The 24,384-nt window shown below is 52.4% G+C and carries 23 protein-coding genes; 5 read left to right on the top strand and 18 right to left on the bottom strand.

The annotated features are described in order from the left end of the window. The first annotated feature begins 100 nt into the window (after positions 1 to 100). Positions 101 to 1,399 carry an ATP-dependent RNA helicase RhlB gene (gene rhlB, locus Kalk_RS06085; RefSeq protein ID WP_101893353.1) on the top strand — a complete coding sequence of 433 codons (1,299 nt, stop codon included), beginning with the start codon at positions 101 to 103 and terminating at the stop codon, positions 1,397 to 1,399. Positions 1,400 to 1,451: 52 nt separating this feature from the next. On the opposite strand, the gene Kalk_RS06090 is transcribed toward rhlB, so the two are convergent. The 4 genes from Kalk_RS06090 to Kalk_RS06105 form a co-directional block, all read right to left on the bottom strand. Further along, positions 1,452 to 2,315 carry a methyltransferase domain-containing protein gene (locus Kalk_RS06090; protein ID WP_101893354.1) on the bottom strand — a complete coding sequence of 288 codons (864 nt, stop codon included), beginning with the start codon at positions 2,313 to 2,315 and terminating at the stop codon, positions 1,452 to 1,454. Between the two features lie 72 nt (positions 2,316 to 2,387). Next, a complete protein-coding gene (locus Kalk_RS06095; protein WP_101893355.1) occupies positions 2,388 to 2,723 on the bottom strand; it encodes an ArsR/SmtB family transcription factor in 336 nt (111 codons plus the stop codon). Positions 2,724 to 2,868: 145 nt separating this feature from the next. Continuing rightward, positions 2,869 to 3,324: a MarR family winged helix-turn-helix transcriptional regulator gene (locus Kalk_RS06100; protein WP_101893356.1), complete on the bottom strand. Its 456-nt coding sequence runs from the start codon at positions 3,322 to 3,324 to the stop codon at positions 2,869 to 2,871. A 23-nt stretch (positions 3,325 to 3,347) separates the two neighbouring features. Then, positions 3,348 to 4,256, bottom strand: coding sequence for an acyltransferase (locus tag Kalk_RS06105; RefSeq protein ID WP_101896230.1), 909 nt, complete (start codon positions 4,254 to 4,256; stop codon positions 3,348 to 3,350). Positions 4,257 to 4,810: 554 nt separating this feature from the next. On the opposite strand from Kalk_RS06105, the gene Kalk_RS06110 reads away from it, so the two are divergent. Next, on the top strand, positions 4,811 to 6,241 hold the full coding sequence (locus Kalk_RS06110) for a hypothetical protein (protein WP_101893357.1): 1,431 nt from the start codon (positions 4,811 to 4,813) through the stop codon (positions 6,239 to 6,241). A 199-nt stretch (positions 6,242 to 6,440) separates the two neighbouring features. On the opposite strand, the gene Kalk_RS06115 is transcribed toward Kalk_RS06110, so the two are convergent. From Kalk_RS06115 to bioB, 8 genes are all read right to left on the bottom strand, one after another. Then, a complete protein-coding gene (locus Kalk_RS06115) occupies positions 6,441 to 8,243 on the bottom strand; it encodes an acyl-CoA dehydrogenase C-terminal domain-containing protein (RefSeq protein ID WP_101893358.1) in 1,803 nt (600 codons plus the stop codon). Between the two features lie 401 nt (positions 8,244 to 8,644). Beyond that, on the bottom strand, positions 8,645 to 9,622 hold the full coding sequence (locus Kalk_RS06120; protein WP_101893359.1) for a putative metalloprotease CJM1_0395 family protein: 978 nt from the start codon (positions 9,620 to 9,622) through the stop codon (positions 8,645 to 8,647). An 11-nt stretch (positions 9,623 to 9,633) separates the two neighbouring features. Next, positions 9,634 to 9,873 carry a hypothetical protein gene (locus tag Kalk_RS06125; protein ID WP_101893360.1) on the bottom strand — a complete coding sequence of 80 codons (240 nt, stop codon included), beginning with the start codon at positions 9,871 to 9,873 and terminating at the stop codon, positions 9,634 to 9,636. Between the two features lie 165 nt (positions 9,874 to 10,038). Beyond that, positions 10,039 to 10,749 (bottom strand): dethiobiotin synthase, encoded by a 711-nt coding sequence (gene bioD / locus Kalk_RS06130; protein ID WP_233716826.1) that lies wholly within the window; start codon positions 10,747 to 10,749, stop codon positions 10,039 to 10,041. A 12-nt stretch (positions 10,750 to 10,761) separates the two neighbouring features. After that, positions 10,762 to 11,550 (bottom strand): malonyl-ACP O-methyltransferase BioC, encoded by a 789-nt coding sequence (bioC, locus tag Kalk_RS06135; RefSeq protein ID WP_101893361.1) that lies wholly within the window; start codon positions 11,548 to 11,550, stop codon positions 10,762 to 10,764. Beyond that, entirely contained in the window at positions 11,547 to 12,350 is an 804-nt protein-coding gene (gene bioH, locus Kalk_RS06140; protein ID WP_101893362.1) for a pimeloyl-ACP methyl ester esterase BioH, read from the bottom strand. Before bioH ends, bioC begins: the two co-directional genes overlap by 4 nt. A gap of 25 nt (positions 12,351 to 12,375) precedes the next feature. Further along, complete coding sequence (gene bioF / locus Kalk_RS06145; RefSeq protein ID WP_101893363.1) at positions 12,376 to 13,524, bottom strand: 8-amino-7-oxononanoate synthase; 1,149 nt, start codon at positions 13,522 to 13,524, stop codon at positions 12,376 to 12,378. A gap of 9 nt (positions 13,525 to 13,533) precedes the next feature. Beyond that, a complete protein-coding gene (bioB, locus tag Kalk_RS06150) occupies positions 13,534 to 14,646 on the bottom strand; it encodes a biotin synthase BioB (protein WP_101893364.1) in 1,113 nt (370 codons plus the stop codon). Between the two features lie 171 nt (positions 14,647 to 14,817). Here bioB and Kalk_RS06155 point away from each other — a divergent pair, with 171 nt between their 5' ends. Next, positions 14,818 to 15,516 (top strand): ComF family protein, encoded by a 699-nt coding sequence (locus Kalk_RS06155; protein ID WP_101893365.1) that lies wholly within the window; start codon positions 14,818 to 14,820, stop codon positions 15,514 to 15,516. Between the two features lie 49 nt (positions 15,517 to 15,565). Continuing rightward, positions 15,566 to 16,558 carry a serine/threonine protein kinase gene (locus Kalk_RS06160; RefSeq protein ID WP_101893366.1) on the top strand — a complete coding sequence of 331 codons (993 nt, stop codon included), beginning with the start codon at positions 15,566 to 15,568 and terminating at the stop codon, positions 16,556 to 16,558. Positions 16,559 to 16,657: 99 nt separating this feature from the next. On the opposite strand, the gene Kalk_RS06165 is transcribed toward Kalk_RS06160, so the two are convergent. Beyond that, a complete protein-coding gene (locus Kalk_RS06165; protein ID WP_158643337.1) occupies positions 16,658 to 17,653 on the bottom strand; it encodes a ketopantoate reductase family protein in 996 nt (331 codons plus the stop codon). 194 nt (positions 17,654 to 17,847) lie between these two features. On the opposite strand from Kalk_RS06165, the gene Kalk_RS06170 reads away from it, so the two are divergent. Then, on the top strand, positions 17,848 to 18,288 hold the full coding sequence (locus Kalk_RS06170) for a YkgJ family cysteine cluster protein (protein ID WP_101893368.1): 441 nt from the start codon (positions 17,848 to 17,850) through the stop codon (positions 18,286 to 18,288). A gap of 96 nt (positions 18,289 to 18,384) precedes the next feature. Here Kalk_RS06170 and gspD read toward each other — a convergent pair whose 3' ends face one another. The 5 genes from gspD to Kalk_RS06195 form a co-directional block, all read right to left on the bottom strand. Beyond that, on the bottom strand, positions 18,385 to 20,451 hold the full coding sequence (gene gspD, locus Kalk_RS06175) for a type II secretion system secretin GspD (protein WP_158643338.1): 2,067 nt from the start codon (positions 20,449 to 20,451) through the stop codon (positions 18,385 to 18,387). A 28-nt stretch (positions 20,452 to 20,479) separates the two neighbouring features. Continuing rightward, entirely contained in the window at positions 20,480 to 21,442 is a 963-nt protein-coding gene (locus Kalk_RS06180; RefSeq protein ID WP_158643339.1) for a type II secretion system protein N, read from the bottom strand. A 125-nt stretch (positions 21,443 to 21,567) separates the two neighbouring features. Then, positions 21,568 to 22,317 (bottom strand): type II secretion system protein N, encoded by a 750-nt coding sequence (gspN, locus tag Kalk_RS06185; RefSeq protein WP_101893371.1) that lies wholly within the window; start codon positions 22,315 to 22,317, stop codon positions 21,568 to 21,570. 122 nt (positions 22,318 to 22,439) lie between these two features. Then, complete coding sequence (gene ssb, locus Kalk_RS06190) at positions 22,440 to 22,928, bottom strand: single-stranded DNA-binding protein (RefSeq protein ID WP_101893372.1); 489 nt, start codon at positions 22,926 to 22,928, stop codon at positions 22,440 to 22,442. Between the two features lie 35 nt (positions 22,929 to 22,963). Then, a complete protein-coding gene (locus Kalk_RS06195) occupies positions 22,964 to 24,343 on the bottom strand; it encodes an MFS transporter (protein ID WP_101893373.1) in 1,380 nt (459 codons plus the stop codon). Positions 24,344 to 24,384 lie beyond the last annotated feature (41 nt).

A 24,384-nucleotide genomic window follows, 5' to 3' on the forward strand; every position in this document is an offset into this window, starting at 1 on the left:
AAACTATATACGGCTCTGACTATTACCGGTATCCTACCTTGACTATTCATCAGCACAAAAACCATTCAGAGTTAATCATTTGACAGAACCGAATACGACCATGACGGACACCGTTAGCAAAGAAGAACAGCCCACTCTGCGCTTTAAAGATCTTAAACTGGAACCCTCCCTGCAACAGGGTATCGACGATCTGGGATTTGAATTCGCCACACCGATACAGGCGCTCTCACTGCCGCTGAGCTTGCAAGGCAAGGATGTGATCGGTAAGGCCCAAACCGGCACCGGCAAAACGGCCGCGTTTCTGATTACAGTCATCAACCGCCTGCTGAAAGAGCCCGAGCAGGAGGAACGCTTCAACGGCGAACCCCGCGCACTGATCCTGGCCCCCACTCGGGAGCTGGCCATGCAAATAGAAAAAGATGCCCAAACCCTGGTTAAACACACCAAGCTGGGCCTGTTGAGCATTGTTGGCGGCATGGATTATCAGAAGCAGCAACGACGCCTGCAAAATGAAATCATCGACATCGTAGTAGGCACCCCAGGGCGCTTGATCGACTTTGTCCGCAGCAAAGACCTGTTTCTCAGCGAAACCGAAATCCTCGTGATCGACGAAGCCGATCGCATGCTGGACATGGGTTTTATTCCTGACGTGAAACGACTGATACGAGAAACACCGTTTAAGGAATACCGCCAGACATTGATGTTCAGCGCTACCTTTACCCAAGACATCATGAACCTTTCGTCCAGCTGGACCATTAACGCTCAACAACTGGAAGTGGAATCCGACACCGTTGCCGCCGATACCGTCGACCAGAAAGTGTATATCGTCACCACCGATGAAAAGTTCACCCTGCTGTACAACCTGATCACACAAAATCAGCTGGAGCGGGTCATGATCTTTGCCAACCGGCGTGATGAAACCAGGGACTTGACCCACAAGCTCAGGGATTATGGCATCAAATGCGCCACCCTCTCGGGCGACGTTCCCCAGCACAAACGCATTAAAGTGCTGGAGGGCTTTCGTGAGGGCAGCATCCGCGTCATGGTGGCCACTGATGTGGCAGGCAGAGGTATACACATTGAAGGCATCAGTCATGTAGTGAACTATTCACTGCCGGAAGATCCTGAAGATTATGTACATCGAATTGGCCGCACCGGCCGCGCAGGCAAAACCGGCACCAGTGTTAGTTTCGCGTGCGAAGAAGACGCTTTCCAATTGCCCGCCATCGAACAGCTGTTGGGTTTAAAACTCGATTGCTCACAGCCCGAAGCCGAACTGTTGCAAGAGATTCCAAAGCCGGAAATTTCACCGGAACGTGAAGCCGAACGCAAAAGCCATCAACATGAACAGCGACGGCGCCGCACCCGACGCCCACAGCGTCGTTCCAGCAGTAATTAGACTATCTCAGGGTGCCGGTAAAATATTCCCCGGCACCCATCCGCTACCTTCCTCACTGCGGTTTCTCTGCGTATACCTTAATACTGGAAACCTTGTTTTCAGCAAAGCTGGAAGCCGGGCCGATCATTGGCTTCAACAAATTACTGATTAGCTGACCCGAATCCAACGTCAACAACGCTTGCCCGAACCCTTTGTGCAGGTTCAATTCAGCCTCAACCAATCCGCGCAGCATAGCGGCGTCATAATCCAATTGCGAGCGTAGCGTCACCTCGACCAACCCCGCATTGCGAATCGTATCTAGGTATCGGCCCCGATCCAGAGCCTTTGCCGATGCAGGGCTCTTTAACGCCACCAGTGCCCGCAACCAACCCGGAATCGGGGCCATCACCAGATCGGTAAGCAACATCCGCCCTCCGGGCTTAAGCACCCGGAACACTTCGGCAAACACCAAATCCTTTTCCGGAGAAAGGCTTACAACACAATTAGAAATCACCCAATCCACTGAGTTGCTTTCCACCGGCAGGGATTCAATCAAACCGCGCCTGATCTCTGCTACCCCTTGCAAGCCAGCTGCCTCAATGTTCTGGCGAGCCCTGCCCACCATGGCACCGGTCATGTCTACACCGATTACGCGACCCTGATCGCCCACCAGCTTTGCCGCCAACATGACATCCATACCTGCACCACAGCCTAAATCCAACACCACATCACCAGGCTGGATTCGCCCCAGAGCCATAGGATTAGCACAGCCAAAGCTGCTGCCCTTGGCCTCCTCCGGCACCGATTGCAACTCAGCCTCGCTATAACCAAACTCTGTCTCTAACTGGTGGGCACAAAAGCCTCCACTCTGATTTAACTTGTCCTCGTACTCTTTCGCCACGCCTGCCCGCAGGCCTAAAGCATCCGTATGACTCATGATCTGTTTCTCCTTGTGTTTTAATAATTATTGCTTTATTGCACAATTATGCAAACGTGTTGTAAAGCCTGATCAACAACATCCGCTTTTTACTGGTTGTTCAGGCGGACAACAACGCTCCAGTGCATCAGCACACTGGCGTAAAGCATCCACCACGTTCTGAGTATCAAGCTTGTAATACACTTCCCTACCCTGCTTGTCAGCAGACACAATTCCCGCCCGCTTTAATTGGCTAAGGTGGCGAGACACCACCGACAGATCCACGGTGCAGGCTTCAGCTACCCTGGATACAGTGCAGCTTTCGCTGGCAGCCGCCAACGTCAACAAAACCTGTAAACGAGAGGGATCTGACAACGCCTTAAAAAAGTCAGGGCCCAACGCTTCCAACACTTTTTGTAATTCCAGCACGGTCTACCTTCGCCTTAACAACCAGCCATAGAGTCGCACAAACTTGCATATCCATGCAACCTTTTTCATCTATCTTGAAGAGCGCGTGCAATCAACACAAAAACGCCCGGACAATGCCGGGCGCTTAGGTACAGGTGTCACGTCATTATGAAGCAGGCTGGAAGGGGTCGCCCCACTCCTGAGCCAGCGCTTCACGCAGAGCACTAACACGCTCATTTCCGATCCGGTTTGATAAAGAGCTTTCGATATCCTGCAGCGCAGCAACGGCAGCACCACCAACCTGTTGACCTTTTTCAGTGTAAACCACCACTTTGGCGCGACGATCTGTTGGATCGGCCTGCAAAGTCAGATACCCCAATTCAACCATTTCATTAATGGTTTGATGAATCGCCTGACGCGTTACGCCCACTCGTGCTGCGATCTCCGATGGGCGAGTTACTCCTTCGCCAATGTTCACAAACACCAGAGACTGTGCGCGGGTGATCGCTGGCCAACCTTGTTTTTTCAAGGCATTTTGCAAGCCTTCATCAGCCCAGTAAAAGGCTCGCATAAACAGTTGAGCCAAATTTGTTTCGATGGAGCTTCGTCCAAGTTCAGACATACTTCAAACCCTTTTATTGCTACCTAATTACTCGTTACAGATTCCTGCTTGATCGTTGTGATCAAAGCATCCTTCTCTTGCCAAAGCTGGTTCACCCACTTCTGAAACTCGGCACGAAAAACGGGATCATTCTCATAATCGCCGCTGCCAAAACTTTCAGGAATAGGACGCTCTACTATGTGCACCGTCAATCGACGTACCCGCCCACATAACAGATCCCAAAACCCAATGGTCTTATCGTGATACACAATGGTTACGTCCAACATCGAACGCAACTGCCCCCCCATAGCGGATAATACGAACGCAATCCCACCTGATTTGGGTTTTAGTAGGTGCTGGTAGGGAGAACCTTGCGCATCGTGTTTCGCCTTAGTAAATCGTGTGCCTTCGAGAAAGTTCATCACAGAAACCGGCAGCTCTTTGAATTTTTCACAAGCTTTTTGCGTGGTTTCCAGATCCTTGCCTTTCAGCTCAGGGTGTTTCTCTAAAAATTCTTTGCTGTGGCGCTTCATGAATGGAAAGTCCAGCGCCCACCAAGCCACCCCCATCAACGGCACCCAAATGAGTTCCTGCTTTAGAAAGAACTTAAGCATGGGCACCTTTCTATTGAACACCTGCTGCAAAATCAGAATATCGCTCCAGCTTTGGTGATTGCAGCTCACCAGGTACCAGCCTTGATAATGCAGATCATCTGCCCCTTGCAAGTCAATCTGAGCTTTGCCAGACAGGGACAGAGCAACCCCGTTCACAAATATCCAGCTTTCAGCAATCTTGATCAGTAGCCAGGCACAGAGCTTACCCCAGGCTTTCACTGGGATAGCCAACCTGAACAGCGTGATTATTAACAGCGGCACCATTGCTATTATGGTATTGAGTGCCATTACCAGAAACGCCAGCAAACCTCTTAACGGGGCCGGCAAAAAAGACAGCATGCCCTTTCTTTCTCCCAAACAAATCAGATCGCGAACGGCTATACAGAAACCTAAGCCCGCCATGGCAGCAGTGCGATAAACAGCGAAGCCCCCTTAGTAAAGAGGCCGCACATTATGCCACAACAGACCGAAAACTGAACTGCGAATTTAGCTTGATTTGTGTCGCTTTTAACACCAATGATGCTTGAACCGCCACCCATTTACCAAAGTGATTTGGGTATAGAAACGATGCCTGACCAGTCACTCAGCAATAGCTCAACACTGGCCGCAAACCCTCCCCTGCACTGCGCTCGCAAGCCAGCTTAAAAATCTCTGTTCTAGCCTAATTAGGCCAGTTAGGCCTGATCAGAAACATAATTAAACTCAACTACCTATAACTGAAAGCAATCTTCGTCTATATTTAATAGAGAACTGAGTCAAACTTTAGTTAATTCATTGGTTTATAACGACATCGTCAGGCTCTTAATGCGTAAGTGCAGATAAGGCCTCGTTGTTATGTTCAAATTACATCGAAAGCACACCGCAGGTACCTGCATGATGAAGGTTGATTTCAAATGAAGGTAGGATTCAAGAACATCTCTCCCGCCCTGATGACCTGTTTGGTACTCATTCCCGGTATCGCCGCCGCCGACACCTTTGATGACGCGGTGAATGAGTACATTAAAGGGTATAAAGAATGTACCGAGGCCAACACCCTGCGCACCACCAATCTTCAGGGTGCCAAACGCAAGTTCGACATTTATCTAAAACAGCTGAACCGCGCCAAATCCATTGATCCCTCGATTCTCAACACCACACAACGCGACATGGATTCCAATCTGCGCTATTGCGAGCGAGTCGAGATCAACATCAAGCGGGCCGAAGCCACCCCCATTCTGGAGAAAGGCTTCACCTACTGTGATACTGCCAAGGAATCACTGAAGAACGGCGACGTACCCACAGCTCAGACCAATATGACGGAGTATAAGCGCTACCGTGATGATGCCATGATCATCACTGACAGCATCATGGAAGTGTTCGCGCTGGCCTCGAAAGTTCGTGCCTGCTCCCGCGTTGAAGAAAAGCTCGCGGAATCCATGAAGGAAGAGAACGCGCTGGTGGAGAAGATGAACGCAGCCATCCAGGGCTATCAGGTGGTTAATACTCAGTGTGAACAAGCCAAAACCACGATCTCGTCACCCAAGTTCAGCCTGGATAAACTGGATGACGTAAACGACATGATGAACGAAGCCGCCAAAGCGAAGAAGAGTGCGCGGCAAAATACGGAAGCGTTCGCCGTCCTGACCGAGCAACCGAATCGACCTCAAAGCCAGGAACTGCAAAAGCTGGTGGATTCCGCTGCGCAATGTGAAGGGCAAACATCCGAGTACATCCGCACCGCCACTAAAAACAAGCGCGCCCTGGAGAAAGATATCAATGATGGGATCGCCAGCCTGAGCGCTGCACAGGACGCCTGTGAAAATGCACGCAAGTTAAGTGGCCGCTTTGTTGCTGAAGCCGACATCACTAAAGCTGAAGCGGACTACAACCAATCCGCTGCGCTGAAGCGCAAAGTGACCGGTGATGCGAAACTGATTGCGACGGTGCAACAATATCCCAGCTGGAGCTCAAGCCAAAAGTTCTCCAAGCTGATGAACAGCACGGAAAGCTGTCAGAAAACCACCTCGGCCAGTATTAAGCAGCAAAAAGCCGTGTTCACGTCACAGCAGCAGAAAGTCAAACAGGATGCCGCCCGCCAGGCTCAATTGGAACAGGAACGACAGCGCTTGGCAGAAGAGAAAGCACGCAAGGAAGCAGAGGAAGCAAAACTCCTGGCAGAGAAGAAGAAAGCCGAAGAGTTAGCCCGTAAAAAGGCCGATGAAGAGGCCCGCAAAGCGGCGGCGCTGACTGACGTGCCCGATGACGTGGAAGTGGATGACGACGAATTCGGCGACTTCGGTGACAGCAATAATGATTCAAATGACTGGACCAAGCTGGTGAAATAACCTTCGCCGACCGGAAAGCCTGAAAAGCGCAGCAACCCGCTGCGCTTTTTTATGCCTGCACCACACTCTGCTTTCCTACGCCAAGCCTAAACCTCGGCAAAAAAAAGCCCGCGTATTCGCGGGCAAAGGACTACAGAGGGAAACTGTACATTTTATCGAAATCGTTTTTATCGGCAGGATCTTTGATCAATAACGACGATCAATAAAAACCAAAGTTCTCTTCTTCCATTTCCATCAGGCTATCCAAACCACCATTAATGGTCGCAACCAAAGAATGGGTTCGGGGCAGAATGCGCTTGAAGTAGAAACGGGCAGTCTGAACCTTAGCGGTGTAGAAACCCTGTTCTGTCGTACCACCGGCCAATTGCTCTTGTGCAGCTTTAGCCATCAGTGCCCAGAAGTAAGCCAAAGTGATATAACCACTGTACATCAGGTAATCCACCGCAGCGGCACCAATCTCTTCCTGATTAGCCATCGCACGCATACCGATTTGAGTGGTCAGATCGCCCCACTCTTTGTTCATCGCCGCCAAAGGCTCGATAAACTCAGCAATGCCTTCGTTGTCGGCGTTATCTTTACAGAACTTGTGTACGATCTTGGTGAAGTTTTTCAACAAGCCGCCCTGAGTCAGCATTACCTTACGGCCCAGCAAATCCAGCGCCTGGATACCGGTGGTGCCTTCATACAAGGTTGCGATACGGGTATCACGAACGATCTGCTCCATGCCCCACTCACGAATGAAACCATGGCCACCAAACACTTGAACGCCGTGGTTAGCCGCTTCCAGACCGGTTTCGGTACAGAACGCTTTGGCAATTGGAGTAAGGAACGCCATCAAATCATCAGCCAGTTTCTTGGCTTCGTCATCGGTACCGTACTCAACGATGTCACCCTGCATGGACAGGTAATACAACAACGCGCGACCACCTTCAGCAAAGGCTTTCTGGGTCAGCAGCATGCGGCGTACGTCAGGGTGCACAATGATCGGATCGGCTTCTTTCTCAGGCGCCTTAGGGCCGCTCAATGCACGCATGGCCAGACGCTCTTTAGCGTAGGTCAAAGCACCTTGATACGAACCTTCTGCAGCAGCAACGCCCTGCAACGCAGTACCGATACGAGCCGTGTTCATGAAGGTGAACATGCAGTTCAGTCCACGGTTCGGTGGCCCGATCAGGTAACCTTTGGCGGCTTCAAAATTCAGTACGCAAGTAGCCGATGCCTTGATACCCATTTTGTGTTCAATAGAGCCACAGGTTACGCCATTAGGCTCACCCAGCGTGCCATCTGCACCCACGTTGACTTTAGGAACAATAAACAGGGAAATACCTTTGGTGCCTTTGGGCGCATCCGGCAGGCGGGCCAAAACGATGTGGATGATGTTATCCACCATGTCGTGGTCACCCGCAGAGATGAATATTTTGGTACCGCTAATGGCGTAAGAGCCATCGGCATTAGGCTCAGCCTTGGTACGCAGAATACCCAGATCGGTACCGCAATGAGGTTCGGTCAGACACATGGTGCCCGTCCACTCACCACTGATCAAACGCGTCAGATACTGTTCTTTCTGTTCTGGTGTGCCGTGGGATTCCAGCGTTTTGATAGCACCGTGGCTGAGGCCAGGATACATACCCCAGGACCAGTTAGAGGTACCCACCATTTCGCTCATGATGATACCCAAGGAGTTGGGCAGGCCCTGACCGCCTTCTTCAACCGGTGCGCTCAAGGAAGGCCAACCGCCTTCTACGTACTTCTGGTAGGCTTCTTTGAAACCTTTGGGAGTGGTAACAATGCCGTTTTCAAAACCACAGCCTTCTTCATCGCCGCTGCGATTGATGGGGGCCAATTCGTTTTCGCAGAACTTGGCGCCTTCTTCTACGATGGCATCGATGAGTTCACGGTTAACGTCTTCGTCACCACGTAGCGCCTTGTAATGCTCTTCCAAGTTCAGAACTTCGTGCATTACAAACTGAATATCACGTCTGGGAGCTTTATAGTCTGGCATTGCTTTACCCTCTCCGCCCACCTACTAAATGGGCTCAATTGTCGACAACGTTCGGCCTGGCCACAGTGGGCAAGGCATAAAATTGCAGTGAAAAAAACAGCGAGACTGCGCTGGAATCAGCGCCAAGTCGGGTTCATGATGGTACCTGAACAATTCAAACAAGCGTTAGAATTTTTCGCGACTAACTGGTCACAGCATTCATCACTTTAAAACCTGACGACCAAACAGCTTTCACCGCTTGATCTACTGTATTTTTCCTAAACACAAGTTTCAAACATATGTTTGATTCCGTCAATGTGGAATTACATAATTCATACGCAGAATGTCCGGTATGGGTGAATTAATGGCCATATATCAGTGATTTAGGGAATAAGGCAAAGCTAGACTGAACGCTGACAGCGTTATGCTATAACGTCAAGGAAGCCGCTTTTACCATAGGGGTTTTGTGGATCAACCAGGCCCTGTTGGTTGGCCTGCTGCAATAAGCCGGTGGACCCGAGCAGGATTTTCTCTAACTCTTGCCGTGCGTTAAGGCGTGGCTCCCGGGCTGCCTCACCGGCCTCCTTGTCTTCAGAGGCTTTGGGGTCGTCGGCGCTTTCCGTTGCCACCACTACCGGCGCAGCCACTGGTTCTTGTGTTTCTTCCGGCTTGGGTTCTTCTACATCATCGGCCTTCGCTTTTTGTTCTCGCTCGGCTCTGGCTTCCTCTTCTTTTTGCGCCTCTTCAGCCTGGAGCGCCTGCAAATCAGCACGTGCGCTCAGCTCAAGCTGAGAAGCTTCTGCCGCCACTCTGCGATCCTGCGTGGAAGGTTCCGCCGGCGCCAGGGCCGCAGCCCGGATCACGCGGGCCTTTTCTATGGTGGCTTGAGGATCACCCGGAACAGCGCCGGTGCTGATACTGACTTCGCCACCTGTGGCATAGTTTTTACCATCAGGGCCACGGGTATACTCGAGTTTGGCACTACCGGCATAGCGACCTCCGACGCTGGCGTGAGCGGCTTCGTGCACCCGCACTTCTCGATCACGCGCACGCAGCTGCTCGATCAACGCCAGATCTTCTTCTGCCAAACCTTGTTCTGCAACACTTTGAGTTGTGTTGCGGTCGGCACTGGAATCTGTAGCAGGTTTCGCGCTTGCTTCGGCCTGACTGCCATCAGAGGCACCGGCTGCCGGAGCATCGCTTGGCGCACCCGAGGGTTTGGTTAACGGGGTGGGAAGGGCCTGTGAGAAGAACTGATTTTGTCCGCCTGCGGATTTTTCGGCCTCTTCAACCGGCGGAATATCGGCACGAGCCAGCTCTCTCTCAACACCACTGGGGGTGACTGATTGAGTGTAGGCTGCCACGTTGGTGGCGTTTTGTTGTGCCGCTGGTATCAACATACTGCTGCTTTTCAGACCTCAATGTCGATGATGCTGCCGATGGTTTTACTGCCCACCTCCAACACTTTGGCGGAGGCTTCTACTTGTATCTTGCTTTGCAGCAAACTCACGGCAGATTCGGTTAAATCTGCTGCAGGATCCTCGGAAGTGGCAACCTGTGCGATATTGGCACTGGCTTTGTTCATATCTGACAGGCCCTTTTGGATTCCTGCCACGCCATTGTTCAATATGGATCCTGATCCAATCACCATAACTGCTTTCCTCTTAGAGGCTATTGTATCACCCGAGTTCCGGACGGTTCTCCGGCACATGTACAAGTATAGTGGGAAAACTCAAATTGCGCACAAATCAACCAATACGCACATTTGTTAAGCCTTTGAATTAGCAGGAAATGACGGTTTTTTAATGCGAAAGATCTATAAAGACGCCCCGCCTAATAGCAAATCAATATCAAGATGCTGTACTAACTCAGCCGAAGTTGCGTCCGGCGCATGAGGAATTACCCCCAAACAAGGGGCAGGAAGCATGGATCTCAGGGTTTGGATATTTTCTTCCACCATGGCAGCCGCAGGGTCTATGCAGTTGGCCACCCAACCCGCCAGGGGCAACCCGGCAGCGGCGACCGCCTGGGCCGTCAACAGGGCGTGATTCAAACAACCCAGGCGCACCCCCACCACCAAAATTACGGGCAAATTTAGCTCTTTCACCAGGTTTGCCAAGGTCTCACGCTCATTTAATGGCACCAGCCAGCCGCCAGCACCTTCTATCAAGGTGACCTCGGCGGGCGTCATCAGGGCTCCGCGAATCAACCCGGCCAGCCTGTCTACGGATAGGCGCCGTCCTTCCTGCGCAGCCGCCAGATGCGGCGCTATGGCAGACTGCAATGCAATGGGGTTCACTTGTTGATAGGGCAATGGCTGGGTCATGGCTTGACGTAAGCGGTTGGCATCATCATTTCGCCATTCACCCTCTTCCATCTCACAACCGGCCGCCACCGGTTTCAGCGCCAGTGTGCGTAAGCCTTTCTGTTTGAGGGCTTCGAGCAGCAACACCGTCACGAAGGTTTTACCCGCATCGGTATCGGTTCCGGTTACGAAAAAGCGCTTTCTCATCTCTGGTTGATTCATCGGTAATACCCATTAGTCCTTTTGCAGACTGATCACCAGGTAGTGCCAACTGGCAGGTAACAAACCCTGATGATTACGAAAATGTTCATAGTTGCTCATCATCTGGAACACGGTTTTCTTACCCGTGAGCGAGTGCGTGCGATTATTGATAACCTGATGGGCGCCGAGGGTTTTCAGCTCACGGGTTAACTCTCTAACGGTATCGTAATAGACCATGTTGAGCTTTTCCTGCAGCTCCATCAGCGTGAACGGTGACGCATCCAGGCTGCGTTTCACTGCATCGACGGTCATAAATTCATTCACATGCTGATAGCGGCTATCGGCCTTGCGCCAACTGAGCTTGAGTTCACGCAGAGTGTTTTCCACGGGGACAGAAAACACAAAACGGCCTCCGGGGCGCAGTAATGTAAAAACATCTGAGAGAACCTTATCCAGATCCTCACACCACTGCAGGGCGAAACTACTGAATATCAGATCAAATTGCTCTGCCTCAAAAGGCAGCTGCTCTGCATCACCGCACACAAACCGGTTTATGACGCCGCGCTGATCATTGTGACGGGCCACTTCCAACATACCGGGGGCCAGATCCAGTGCCGTGATGTGTTGCGCGTAGCACTCCAATGCCACCGTGAGTGCACCGGTTCCACAGCCAATATCCAAAGCGGTATCAACTTTGAGTGCCGAGGCTTTCAACAGGTCCAGCATGGCTTCGCCCACCTGGCGCTGCACATGAGCAACGCTGTCGTAGTGGGGTGCAGCACGGCTGAACGAATGGGCAATGGCTTTTTTGTCGATGGTCATGTCAGACCACGCTCCTGGAAGAAGTCATGACAGGCTGCCATAAACAGATCCGGTGCCGACAAAAAGGGAATGTGTGCAACGCCTTTGATGATGGCGGTTTGAGCCTGTGGCTGCAGCCGAGCAACGGCCTCACTCACCCCCACCGGCACCAAATGATCCCGCTCACCGAACACATGCAGGGTAGGACACTGGATGCTGGGCAAGTCGTCGCGCAAATCAACTTGTTGCAATATCCGCAATCCACCCACCAAGGCATTGCGGGAGGGAATGCCATGAAAATACACCAGATCCTTCAATGCCCGTATGTCACGTTTGATGGTGTCGCTGCCCTTGCACTGCAATGACAGAAAGCGAATCAACGTGCCTTCTGCGTCTTCTTGCAGGAGTGTAAAAAACGCGTCCAGCACTTCTGCTTTCATGGCCACAGGCCAATGCTCATCTGCTATAAATTTGGGTGTGGATGCCACGGTAATTAAAGCTAATACCCGCTGCGGGAAGCGAGCGGCGGCGCGCATGGCTACCATGCCGCCAAGGGACCAGCCCATCCACAAGGCTTGCGGTGGTGCCACCGCCAATACGTGATCCACCAGATAGTCGAGTGTGTACTCGCCGCCGGGAATCGGGCTGCGGCCCAGCCCCGGCAGATCAATCACCGTTACCTGAAATCGTTCCAGTAACACAGGCATCACATCATCCCACACCAGGCTGTGCATACCCCAGCCATGCAACACCACCAGTTCTGGAGGGTGTTCCACATTACCGGTGCAACGATAGCGATCGTGGTATAGGGTCAAAGCCATACTGCGGCAAACTCCTTAGATTGTATTAGTTAGAGGCCAGCGCGTTCAGCAAGTCATCAATGTCCTGTTCGCTGTGAGCGGCGCTCAGGGTTATGCGCAGCCGAGCAGCATTGGCTGGCACCGTTGGCGGTCGAATGGCGCCCACTAAAAACCCTCGCTCCAGCAGTGTCGCGCTGAGCTGTAACGCTTGTTCCGAATCATGCACCAGCAATGGCTGGATCGCGGTAGTGGAGGGCATCATGGGCAGGCCCATTGCCAAAGCGCCTCGGGTAAATCGACCGATCAAATCCTGTAAGCGCTCTACACGCCAACGCTCCGCCGCCAGAACTTCCAGGCTGGCCAGGCTGGCAGCAGCAACCGACGGCGGCATAGCGGTGGTGTAAATATAGGAACGTGCTGACTGAATCAGAAACTCGATCAGATCCTCACTACCGGCAACAAACGCTCCGTAACTGCCCAGCGCTTTCCCCAAAGTACCCATATAAACCGGCACCTGTTCCAGGCCCAGATCATATTCACGTAAACACCCGTGCCCCTGCCCTAACACACCCAGGCCGTGGGCATCATCCACCATCAGCCAGGCATTCTGCTGCTGGCACAGATGGGCCATGTCCTGCAGTGGCGCTATATCGCCGTCCATACTGAACACAGAATCCGTGGCCACCAGAACGCGGCCACCTGCCTGTTGCAGTCGCTGCTGCAAACTGCCCAGATCATTGTGGTGATAACGTTGCAGCTGGCCGCGGCTCAATTGCGCGCCATCCAGCAGCGAGGCGTGATTGAGCTTGTCCTGTACTACCGTGTCACCGCGTTCCAACAGGGCGCTGATCACCCCCAAGTTGGCCATATAACCGGTAGAAAACAACAACGCCCGTGGCCGCCCCACCCACTCGGCAAGACGCTCCTCCAACTCATGATGCACACGACTGTGGCCAATCACTAAATGGGAGGCACCGCTGCCGAAACCGTATTCCGCTGCAGCCTTTTGACTGGCAGCAACCACAGCAGGATGGTTCGCCAACCCCAGGTAATCGTTACTGCTGAAATTCCGCAGCGTTTTACCATCGCATTGGATGTGCGCCTGCTGCGGAGATTCCAGCACCCGGCGCTGGCGATACAGATGCTGGTCACGTCGCGCCTGTAATCGCTGCGCCAACTGAAATGGATCGCTCATGATCCGATGTTAGTGGCTCATTTTAGGGCAATCTTTGTGAGGCTGAGGCGCGCCTGTGTTGCGGCTGGCGTCCACAAACAGGTGTGCATTTTTTTGATGTTCAACCGCACCCAGAATGGCTGCTTCGTTCGCTTCGTCGCTGGCGGCCGCCTGCAGCTGCAGTGGCTTGATGCCCAGTTTATTGAACAACTGCATATCGGATGACGCCTCTGGGTTGCTGGTGGTCAGCAAACGTTCGCCGTAAAAAATCGAGTTGGCACCCGCCATAAAACACATGGCCTGCATTTGCTCATTCATGGTCTGGCGGCCGGCGGACAAACGCACAGAAGACTCAGGCATCAGAATACGGGCAACGGCGATGTTACGAATAAAATCGAATGGATCCAGATCGTCGACATTCTCCAGCGGAGTGCCTTCGATTTTTACCAGCATGTTAATAGGTACACTTTCAGGATGGTCCGGCAAATTGGCCAACTGCATCAATAGGCCAGCACGGTCACGGGCGGTCTCACCCATACCCAGAATGCCACCGCAACAAACCTTCATCCCGGCCTCACGTACGTTCGACAGTGTATCGAGGCGATCCTGATAGGTGCGGGTGGTAATAATGGAATTGTAATGCTCGGGGGAGGTATCCAGGTTGTGGTTATAGTAGTCCAGCCCAGCATCCGCCAAACGAGTCGCTTGATCCTGATCCAGCATGCCCAACGTCATGCAGGTTTCCATGCCTAAGGATTTCACTTGCTTGACCATATCCAGCACATAGGGCATGTCTTTTTCACGGGGGGAGCGCCAGGCCGCCCCCATGCAGAAACGGCTGGCCCCGGAGGCCTTGGCTTCTCGAGCCTGCTCCAACACCCGCTGAATCTCCATCAGCTTTTCCTTCTCAAGCCCGGTGTTGTAATGACCACTCTGAGAGCAATATTTGCAGTCTTCAGGGCAGGCACCGGTTTTGATGCTGAGCAAGGTGCTGATCTGCACCGCATTAGGGTCGTGATACTGGCGGTGCACCGTCTGAGCCTTAAACAGCAGATCATTGAAAGGCAGATCAAACAGATCCTGAATTTCTTTAAGAGTCCAATCGTGGCGTACGGCTTCTACCGGGTTCTGCTGCGCGGTCATGTGTCAGGCCTCATGTGTGCAAATTCTTTAAGGGGTGGCTGTCTTTCTTACTATGGGCAAACCTTTATAGGTAAACCCCGCCTAATAACCGAGCAGTTTAAAGGCCTTCATACCTTTGTCAACTTGCACTTTAATTCAAAAGTTTACATGTGATCAATAATCAACCTAACTATGTTTTTCTGCCTACTGTGCCACGGCATCAACCGACCTGATCAGGATCTGTGTGCTGCCTGCACTCGAGAACTGCCCTGGAACCAGCACCACTGTGAGCGCTGCGCTGAACCCTGGCCGGATCCATTTGAAGGGCTCTGCCAACATTGCGTATCGGATGAGCCGTACTTCGACCAGTGCTACACGCCGTTTGTCTACCAATTTCCGCTGGATCAACTGATTCTACAAGGCAAAGGCAGCAAACGGGCTGAGCTGCTGTTCGTGTTGGCCAGACTGTTTGCAGACCAGGTAAAAACTGGGGGCTTAACCCTGCCGGATCTGATTGTGCCAGTGCCTCTGCACCCAAATAAACAGCACATTCGAGGTTATAACCAAGCCGGTGTGCTTGCCCAACTGGTGGGGCGTAAACTTGGGGTTCCTGTGCGCCACGACTTAATCACCAAAGTGCGAGAGCCCAAACAACAGAAAACCCTGTCCCGCTCCGGCCGCCAGCAAAACATTCAAAGGGCTTTTCGTATCGAACGAGCGGCACTGAGGTCACTCACACCCCCTGCTCACCATATCGTGCTGATGGACGATGTCATCACAACAGGAAGCACACTGAACCAACTGGCCAGGCAACTGCGCAGCAGCGGCGTGGAGCGGGTAGACGGCTGGGCCATCGCTCGCACGGCCAAAATTCAGCCCCAACTGTCATGATCCGGTTGTGGTAGGATGCGGACTTCGATTTGAGGATATCCCGCTCTCCATGACCGACATTGAATTACACCCGAATTACGATCACCTGTCCCCCGATGTGGTGATCAGCGCTGTAGAGTCCCTTGGCCTCCTGTCGGACGCCCGCATCTTTCCCCTCAACAGCTATGAAAACCGGGTTTATCAGGTGGGCATCGAGGAGGCAGAGCCGGTCATTGTAAAGTTCTACCGCCCCCTGCGGTGGAGCGACGAAGCTATTCTAGAGGAACACCGCTACTCCCAGGATCTGGCTGATTTGGAGATACCTGCGGTGGCCCCCATGCAATTCAACGGCACCACCCTGCACAGATTTCAGGGCTACCGGTTTGCGGCCTTCCGTCGACAAGGCGGCCAGGCCCCGGAACAAGATGACTTCGATCAGTTGTTATGGCTGGGGCGACTGCTGGGCCGCATACACAATGTAGGTGGCACGACGCTGTTCCAGGCTCGCCCTACACTCTCGATTCAGCGCCTGATCACAGAGCCTGCGGAATTCCTGCTGGACAACCCATTTTTACCCCAGTACCTGAAGCCACGTTATCAGGAGCTGATCAACGACTTTTCCAGCCGATTCCAAAGCGCTTTCGAAGTAGCCGACCCGCAATGGATTCGCTGCCATGGCGATTGCCATATCGGCAATATCCTGTGGCATCGTGAAACCGGGCCTTGGTTTGTGGATTTCGACGATTGCCAGAACGCACCGGCAGTTCAGGATCTCTGGATGCTGCTGGCAGGCAGTCGCCATGAGCAGATTGCCCAGTTCAGCGAACTCCTGGATGGCTACGAGGAATTTAACGATTTCAATCGACGGGAGCTGCAACTGATTGAGCCCCTGCGCACCATGCGTATGATCTATTACGCAGGTTGGCTGGCTCGCCGCTGGGATGATCCCGCCTTCACCAGTAACTTCACCTGGTTCAACACCGAAAGCTATTGGCAGCATCATGTGGGCAGCCTGGAAGAACAGCGCATGCTGCTGGATGGCGAGCCCTTCAGCCTTTTTTAACTCCCCCGCCAAACACAACGCAAAAGCCCGACAGTGTTTGCCGGGCTTTCTGATTGAGCGCTACTACAGAGAAACCAACTTAAATATCCGCCTGGACACCTAAGCGGCCTTTTTCAGCTGAGGCTCATCTGGCAAGCGGTCAAACAGCTCCTTAAGAGACTGTACCGGCTGCCCCAGCTTCTCACCATCATCAATAAAATGTTTCAGCATCATCCGAGTTTGCGGAGCCGTTTTAACAAACTGGAATTTCACATAAGATTCCGCATCCATCGGCGACAGAAAGCGCATGACTGGCAACGCCATTTTCACCCAAAACAGACTGAACAACCGCTCAGTCCAGTTCAAACGACGGCCAAATTTTGCGGCCACAATAGCCAGCGCCTCTCGGGCAGCTCCCACCGCCAAATCCAGCGAATTACTGATGCGAAGTTTATTGAAAGACCAATTCTCCATTTCCAGCAATGCCACCAATGGAATCATCATTGCAGAACGATCCGCATAGATCCGGGAGGCATCTTGCTCTACTTTGACATTGAAACGGCCAGAGGACATCGCACTCATGACGCCGGGCAAACGATGCTCGTTACCTGAAAATTCCGCAGGCATCATCGGTAACACCAGATAGGCGACGCCGTTTTTAGTTGCGTCAGGGTGGTAATCAGGCAGATCCGGCAACGGGGTCTGATAGCTGATAAAATTCACAATGCCACAGACCACCTGCTCCTTGGGGAAGATACTGTAAACGTAATCGCGGTCATCCAGATCCGGTTGCAACATCACCACGGTGGCATCACCGATAACATCTCGCAATTGCGCCAGCCATTCACCACGCAGATCTGCAGACGACACCGTCAGCCAAACCTGATCCCAGCGCGTCTGTTTGAGGCCATCAAATTGAGTATACACACCATCGGCACTAAACTGTTCCGCAGCACCCAAGCCACTGCGTCGACACCGGTAAAGCGTAAATCCTTTTTCGCATTCTTCTTTGTATTTTTCTTTTACGAAGTAAGAGACGGAAGCGCCACCACGCTGCAGGAAGTGACCATAAACCTGGCCTACGGCACCCGCGCCTACTATTAATGCTGTTACCACGTTATATATCCCTCCGTTAGTCACAGACCATTCGATATAAACACAGGGAATGTAGGGTCACAAGGTATTGATTTGGGTTAATGCTGTAATTTTTATATCATGTTGTTCTAATAGGTTATTGTTGAAAACTGAAACTTATATCCATTCGCTATGCGCCCGCGCAAAGCCAACCCTAAGAGCATTAACTTACTGTTATGGCAAAGAAAATCAAATTGAAAGAGCTATCAGAGGCAGTCAACAAGTGTGATCGTTGCCATAAGTCGAAATGCTGCCAGTATGTCACCCAGAACATAGACAAACCCACCACCATGAAGGACTTTGATCTGCTGCTGTGGCAGATCTCCCACAAAAACATCCATATTTTCAAGGATGATGACGGCTGGTTCCTATTGGTATTAAGCCAATGCACCCATTTACAGAGTGATGGGCGCTGCGGCATTTACGAAGTTCGACCACTGATTTGCCGTGATCACAGCAACGATTACTGCGAATACGATGTCAGCATCAAGGACGGTAGCGATTTGTATTTCTCCGGCTACGATGACCTGAACACCTATTGCCGCAAACGCTTCAAAAGCTGGGATAAACGCTTCCAGAAGAAAAGCTGGAAAAAGAACGCCGCACCGATGGTGTAACAGAACCGGGGCATACACCGGGCATATCAATGACAGACAAACAAAAAAGGGCCTCAAAGGCCCTTTTTGTTTGTTGCTGAACTCCGCACCTGCGCTTTACTCTTCTGCAGCCGCCGCAGATTCCTCTCCATTAACACCGAAACGAAGGCCGTTTTTAAGAACATCACGCCCATCTTCAGGGAACGCAGATCGAGGCGTCTCCCGCTCGATGTTCCCATATTGATCAATACGCAAACTCAGGTTACGCATCTGATTGTATTTCTCCTGACTCGCTTCATTAGCTGCTTGGTCATTCCGAATGATGGTCGGCTGCAGGAACAGCAGCAAATTACGCTTCACGATTTTCTGGCCTGTCGCTCTGAACAACGCCCCCAACAAGGGAATATCACCCAACAGTGGCACCTTGTTGACGACCTCTTCCATATCATCGCGCACCAAACCACCCGTCACAATGATTTCACCGTCGTTGGCCAAAATCACGGATTTCACAGAGCGCTTCTGAGTTGAGATGTCGGCAGCACCGGTGATAGTTTCATTACTGACATTGGAAACCTCCTGCACCAACTGCAAACGCACGACATTACCGTCATTAATCTGCGGGGTGACCCGCAATGTCAAACCAACATCCTGACGCTCGATGGTTTGGAACGGGTTATCGTTATTACTGCTCAGGCTGGTGCCGGTAATAAAGGGCACGTTCTCACCCACAATGATTTCCGCTTCCTCGTTATCGAGGGTCATAATACTTGGGGTAGACAGCAGGTTGGTGTTGGAATTGGATTCCACCGCCTGAATCACAATGCCCATTTTTGTGCTGCCATTCTGATTGGCACCACCGGCCAGCAAACCTGAAAACGAAGTACTGGTATCAGAACTGTCACCACTACCACCATCAATCAACCCAGCGATAGAGGAGAGAGACAATTGGCCAGGCACCGCAAGGCTGGTTCCGCCGACACCTTTTTCCGGGTTGCCATACCCCCACTGCACACCCAGCGCCTCGCTGGCAGTGCCCGCCACTTCAACAAAAGCAGCCTCGATCAATACCTGCGCTCTGCGCACATCCAATTGATCCACGATATTGCGAATCTCAGCCAGATCGGCTGGCGCTGCACGAACAATCAGGGCGTTCAAAGTCTCATCGGCCTGAATCGTAATATCACTGGCGTTTGCAACAGGAGCAGAAGACGCCAATGTGGCTGCAGCCTTGCCCGAAGATCGACCAGAAGACTTACCACCCCCTGTAGCCGACTGCCCCGACACCAAAGCACTCAATATCTCCGCTACCTTTTCTGCCTCAGCATGGCGCAGATAAATCACCTGAGTCGAACCGCTGTTTTCAACGGGTCGATCCAAGTCCACCAACAAGGCTTTCACCCTGGCACGAGCAGACTTTTCACCACGCAGAATCAAGCGATTGGTGCGCTCCTCGGCCACAACACGGACTCGAACATTGCCGCTGCTGCGAGACGATTTTTTGCTGCTACCGGTTTCAACGGGCGTAAGCTGCTCGAGGGTTTTAACCACATCACCCACCCACGCATATTTCAGTTGAACCACTTCGACTTCTTCACTTTCAGCGCTGTCGATACGCTTTATGATCTCGATAATACGGGCAATATTATTAGCATGATCGCTGATGATCAGCGCGTTGGCAGAACTCACCGCCGCCAGGTGGCCATACTGTGGCACCATCGGACGCAAAATCGGCACCAGCTCTGTGGCATTGGTATTTTCAACCGGAATCACGCGGGTCACCATCTTCTCGTTACCAAGGCCGGAGCCGCCCAATGGCAGATCTTCCTGCTTGGCACCTTGTGTTGGCACAATTTTAACCACACTACCGGTTTTTACCGACGCGTAACCATGAATCCTCAGCACACTCTGGAACATGTCAAAGATGTCGCTGGAAGACATTTCAGTATTGGATACAACCGTGACCTCACCCTTAACCCGCGGGTCAACGATAAAGCTGTAGCCGGTAATATCCGACACCTGCTCAATGAAGGTGCGGATGTCCGCTTTCTTCATATTGATCTTCCATGCGCCCTCTTTGTCTGTTGCTGCCCACGCAACAAGAGGCATCATCAATACCAAGCTCAACGCTACCATTGCCCGCGTCATTTTCATCTTGATCTCGCTTCCGACCCACCGCTTATTCATATTCGATTGTCCAAACACTTCGTGTTGCTTACAGCCCCGGAAGGGCGTACTCAGAATCAAATTGACGACCATTGCGTTCCATGGAAACACGCACAGTCCCATCCTGCATCACTTGTTCTATGAGCGTTACATCCTGGGAAGGGTCACCAACGTTTCGACCATTCACCGCCAAGATAATATCACCAGGCTTTGCACCCACCGCAGCCAGCATCGGGTTGGGGTTCTCCGCAACGCGATAACCGCGCCCGTTATTGGATGCCAAGCCGAATTGGCTGAGCAGCTCACCCGGATCCTGCGCAATCTGATCGCGAAGTGTGCTGACCATCTGTTCTGCCATGGCAGACTGAGCCTGCTTGGTTATACCTGCACGATCGCCACCAAAACCGGGGCGCGAATTGGGCGCACGACCACTGGTGGACGACGTTCTGGAGCTGCGACTGGTGCGACTGCGGCTGCTACTGGAATCGCCGCTTGACCTAGTCAGCCCGCCTTTACTGTTCTCGGGGAAATACAATGCTTCCAACTGACCATTTCGATTCAACAGCACTCGATCCTGAAACACGGCGGCCAACGTCACATTACCGGGCACCTTGTCACCGACGTGGTACAGCTCGCTGTCTTTGCGGGATTCGGCGATCATAGCCGTAGATCGCTCTTCAACCGGCGCAACAAACACCGCTTGCAGTTCCAGGCTCAAACGCGTTTTAGGGGCATCCACATCTTTAGGTTGATCGTTCTTAACGACTTTCTGGCCTTCACGACCAAACAACGACCACATGGAAATAGCTGAGGTATCGACTTTATCCTGACGCCCCATTGGCTGACCGATCTGGCTCTGCTGGCCATACAGCAATGGTGGTGCGCCGACGGAAGTGTCCACAAAGAGATAGGCGAGCTTCACCAGCACGAAGGCTGTTGCAATCACCAGGATCACACAGGCAGTGCTGTTGGCTCTTTTCACCCAAGGATTTAATTGGGTATCCGCTGTCAAAATCGTCTCCTGACGTTCAGGGTGCTTATTCTTGTTATATGAACCTCACTTTACCTTAAGGTTCAACGCTTGCGAATAAGACCGTACTCTTTAATAACAGATTAGCATTCAATACTTACAATGCCTTAAAAGGGTAAAGGCTGCTGCATATTGGCCAGCACTTTATTATCATCCCCACCAGGGCTCATGCCTGCCAAACTCAAGACCCTCTGCAATACTTTTAAGCTGCCCAGGCCCTTTTCTGGCAAAAGGCCCAGCTCACCCAGCAGCTGATTACCACGAGCTTCTGTTACGGTCAGATAAAGGTTGCCCTCTTCTTCACGAACTTGCCCGTTTACTGGAGGAAAATCAATAGGATTGCGGGAACCGCGCCCCGGAGCAGTCACCGAACCACCACTCCAGCTAATCATACCTTCTGCGGTCGTGATGGTGGTTCCGGACAGGTTTATATTGACCTCATCGACCTTGAGCACGCCGGAGGCTGAAATACCGAATTCCCTGAGGGACTGATCCAGCATGGAAGCCTGTACGTCACCATTTAGGTGCGTGATGCCTTTGCCCCACAAACCCCAATGGCCACCACCGGTGATCTGAAAAGCATTACCTTCAAGGTGCAATCCAACCGCCAATTCTCCCAACAGCAGGCGATAGCCTTTGAGCCGCCAATCCAACACCACAGGCCCTTGCAACACGGGGGTTCGCACATTGGCCAACGCATATCCGTTCCAAACCGTGCCGCCAACCCGTTCCACCTGCAACGGAGAACCTTGGAGCGATCCGGATACGGCATTCCACAGAAGACTGGCGGGCAACAGTGCGATAGCAAAAACAATGCAGGAAAGCACGCCTACAAGAATCAGATTGCGTATTTTCATGGCTCGGGACGGAAGGGAGTCCCTCTCCTTAACTTCTAGCTTATTCTTATTAGTTTACGCCAAGAGGCCAGCTTAACATACTTTGTTAACCCGGCCCCATTGCCAGAGAGGACATAATTTACTTAGAACGGGATATCGTCTTCAAAATCTGAACCCGCAGGTGACGGGCTGGGAGCACTGCTGCTGGCCGCAGGTGCAGGGGCTGAGCCCCGCGCTTCAGGCATCTGGTCATAACCGGAAAATCCATCATCCGAGCCACCGCCAGCACCACCACGAGAATCCAGCATTTGCATTTCAGACGCCACGATTTCCGTGGTGTAACGATCCGAGCCGCTCTGATCCTGCCATTTACGGGTGCGCAGGGCACCTTCGATATACACTTTGGTGCCCTTTTTTAGATATTCGCCAGCAATCTCAGCCAAGCGATTGAAAAACACCACCCGATGCCATTCCGTGCGCTCCTGCATCTGGCCTGAATTCTTGTCTTTCCAGGTTTCACTGGTGGCAATTGAAATGTTAGTCACAGCACCGCCACTGGGCAGATACCGAGTTTCAGGCTCCTGCCCCAGATTGCCCACCAAAATTACCTTGTTCACTCCGCGTTGTGCCATGAGAATCTCCCGTTATAGCAATGCTTATTCTGTATTCAGGCCGGTTCGGCCTGACTTTGTAATGTCGGTTGAGACAATCGCATCAATTGTTCTCTATCCAGACGCGCGTTGTCCACCTTTAAATAGGCGGCCCGATCTTCCTCAATCACCACGGCCTCCTCAACCCCAACGACCGTCATCAAGCGTGATGCCCAAACACCAGAGTCCAGATCGCCTTCCCCGGACAATGGCAAAGTCACACTTTGCAGGTAGGGTGGCTGCTTCATACCCAGCGCAAACAACAGCCAAACCGCTGCCATGCCACTGGCCATCAGATAGACAGCGCCATCGCCATAATGACCCATCAACCATCCGCCACCGGCCCCTCCTACAAACGCGCCCAGGAACTGACAGGAAGAGTACACCCCCATCGACGTGCCCTTAAAGCCAGGAGCCGCCAGTTTGCTGACCAGAGAAGGCAATAACGCCTCCAGCAGATTAAACCCCCAGAAAAACACAAACAAACCCGCCGCAATGGACCAGACACTGTCATGCCACTGACTGAGAGAAAACAGCGATAACACCAGCAACACGATGGCCACCAGAAAGACCTGCTTAATTTTGCGGGCTTTCTCTGCCACGATCATCATCGGTAACATTAAGACAAACGACAGGAAAAGAATGGGCAAATAAACCACCCAATGCTGCTCCTTCGCAATGGCAGCATTATTGAGCAACCAACCCGGCAGCACCACAAAAGACGCCGTCAACATCATGTGCAGCACGAATACGCCCAGATCCAGGCGCAACAAATCAGCATCCTTCAATACATCCGAGAACTGCGCCATCACAGGCCGCGTATCCCGATACACCCGCCGCATATCCGGTGAAGGCACAACCCACAACGTCAAGGCTATCCCCAGCCCCGCCAACACGGCAGTAAAGATAAACAGGCCTTCCAGCTGGAACCAACCCGACAGGACAGGCCCCACCACCAGCGCCAGCGCAAACGACATACCGATACTGGCACCCACCATGGCCATGGCCTTGGCTCGTTGATCATCCCTGGTTAAATCCGTCAGCAGGGCCATGATGGCACTGGCTATGGCACCGGCACCCTGCAAGGCACGCCCGGCAATAACCCCATATATAGAATCTGCCTCGGCCGCCACCAGGCTGCCGACCAAAAACACCAGCAAGCCCATGACAATCACAGGCTTACGCCCAATGCGATCGGACAACAAGCCAAACGGGACCTGCAACATGGCCTGGGTCAGCCCATAGGCTCCGATGGCCAAGCCGATCAAGCCAGGTGTAGCGCCAACCAAACTTTCGCCATAGAGCGCAAATACCGGCAAGATCATGAACAATCCCAGCATTCTCATTGCAAACAGGCTAGCGAGGGACCAAGTGGCCCTAATTTCAAAGGAATTCATAACAGCTTTATACAACCAAACAGGGCGATGATTCTATCACC

It is taken from the genome of Ketobacter alkanivorans (assembly GCF_002863865.1).
In the GTDB taxonomy this organism is placed as follows: Bacteria; Pseudomonadota; Gammaproteobacteria; order Pseudomonadales; family Ketobacteraceae; genus Ketobacter; species Ketobacter alkanivorans.

Excerpts from the sequence above, each read along its gene's own strand:
- rhlB (WP_101893353.1), top strand. The coding sequence starts at position 101 with ATGACGGACACCGTTAGCAAAGAAGAACAGCCCACTCTGCGCTTTAAA.
- Kalk_RS06090 (WP_101893354.1), bottom strand. The coding sequence starts at position 2,315 with ATGAGTCATACGGATGCTTTAGGCCTGCGGGCAGGCGTGGCGAAAGAG.
- Kalk_RS06100 (WP_101893356.1), bottom strand. The coding sequence starts at position 3,324 with ATGTCTGAACTTGGACGAAGCTCCATCGAAACAAATTTGGCTCAACTG.
- Kalk_RS06105 (WP_101896230.1), bottom strand. The coding sequence starts at position 4,256 with ATGCTGTCTTTTTTGCCGGCCCCGTTAAGAGGTTTGCTGGCGTTTCTG.
- Kalk_RS06110 (WP_101893357.1), top strand. The coding sequence starts at position 4,811 with ATGAAGGTAGGATTCAAGAACATCTCTCCCGCCCTGATGACCTGTTTG.
- Kalk_RS06115 (WP_101893358.1), bottom strand. The coding sequence starts at position 8,243 with ATGCCAGACTATAAAGCTCCCAGACGTGATATTCAGTTTGTAATGCAC.
- Kalk_RS06120 (WP_101893359.1), bottom strand. The coding sequence starts at position 9,622 with ATGTTGATACCAGCGGCACAACAAAACGCCACCAACGTGGCAGCCTAC.
- Kalk_RS06125 (WP_101893360.1), bottom strand. The coding sequence starts at position 9,873 with ATGGTGATTGGATCAGGATCCATATTGAACAATGGCGTGGCAGGAATC.
- bioD (WP_233716826.1), bottom strand. The coding sequence starts at position 10,749 with ATGAATCAACCAGAGATGAGAAAGCGCTTTTTCGTAACCGGAACCGAT.
- bioC (WP_101893361.1), bottom strand. The coding sequence starts at position 11,550 with ATGACCATCGACAAAAAAGCCATTGCCCATTCGTTCAGCCGTGCTGCA.
- bioH (WP_101893362.1), bottom strand. The coding sequence starts at position 12,350 with ATGGCTTTGACCCTATACCACGATCGCTATCGTTGCACCGGTAATGTG.
- bioF (WP_101893363.1), bottom strand. The coding sequence starts at position 13,524 with ATGAGCGATCCATTTCAGTTGGCGCAGCGATTACAGGCGCGACGTGAC.
- bioB (WP_101893364.1), bottom strand. The coding sequence starts at position 14,646 with ATGACCGCGCAGCAGAACCCGGTAGAAGCCGTACGCCACGATTGGACT.
- Kalk_RS06155 (WP_101893365.1), top strand. The coding sequence starts at position 14,818 with ATGTTTTTCTGCCTACTGTGCCACGGCATCAACCGACCTGATCAGGAT.
- Kalk_RS06160 (WP_101893366.1), top strand. The coding sequence starts at position 15,566 with ATGACCGACATTGAATTACACCCGAATTACGATCACCTGTCCCCCGAT.
- Kalk_RS06170 (WP_101893368.1), top strand. The coding sequence starts at position 17,848 with ATGGCAAAGAAAATCAAATTGAAAGAGCTATCAGAGGCAGTCAACAAG.
- gspD (WP_158643338.1), bottom strand. The coding sequence starts at position 20,451 with ATGAATAAGCGGTGGGTCGGAAGCGAGATCAAGATGAAAATGACGCGG.
- gspN (WP_101893371.1), bottom strand. The coding sequence starts at position 22,317 with ATGAAAATACGCAATCTGATTCTTGTAGGCGTGCTTTCCTGCATTGTT.
- ssb (WP_101893372.1), bottom strand. The coding sequence starts at position 22,928 with ATGGCACAACGCGGAGTGAACAAGGTAATTTTGGTGGGCAATCTGGGG.
- Kalk_RS06195 (WP_101893373.1), bottom strand. The coding sequence starts at position 24,343 with ATGAATTCCTTTGAAATTAGGGCCACTTGGTCCCTCGCTAGCCTGTTT.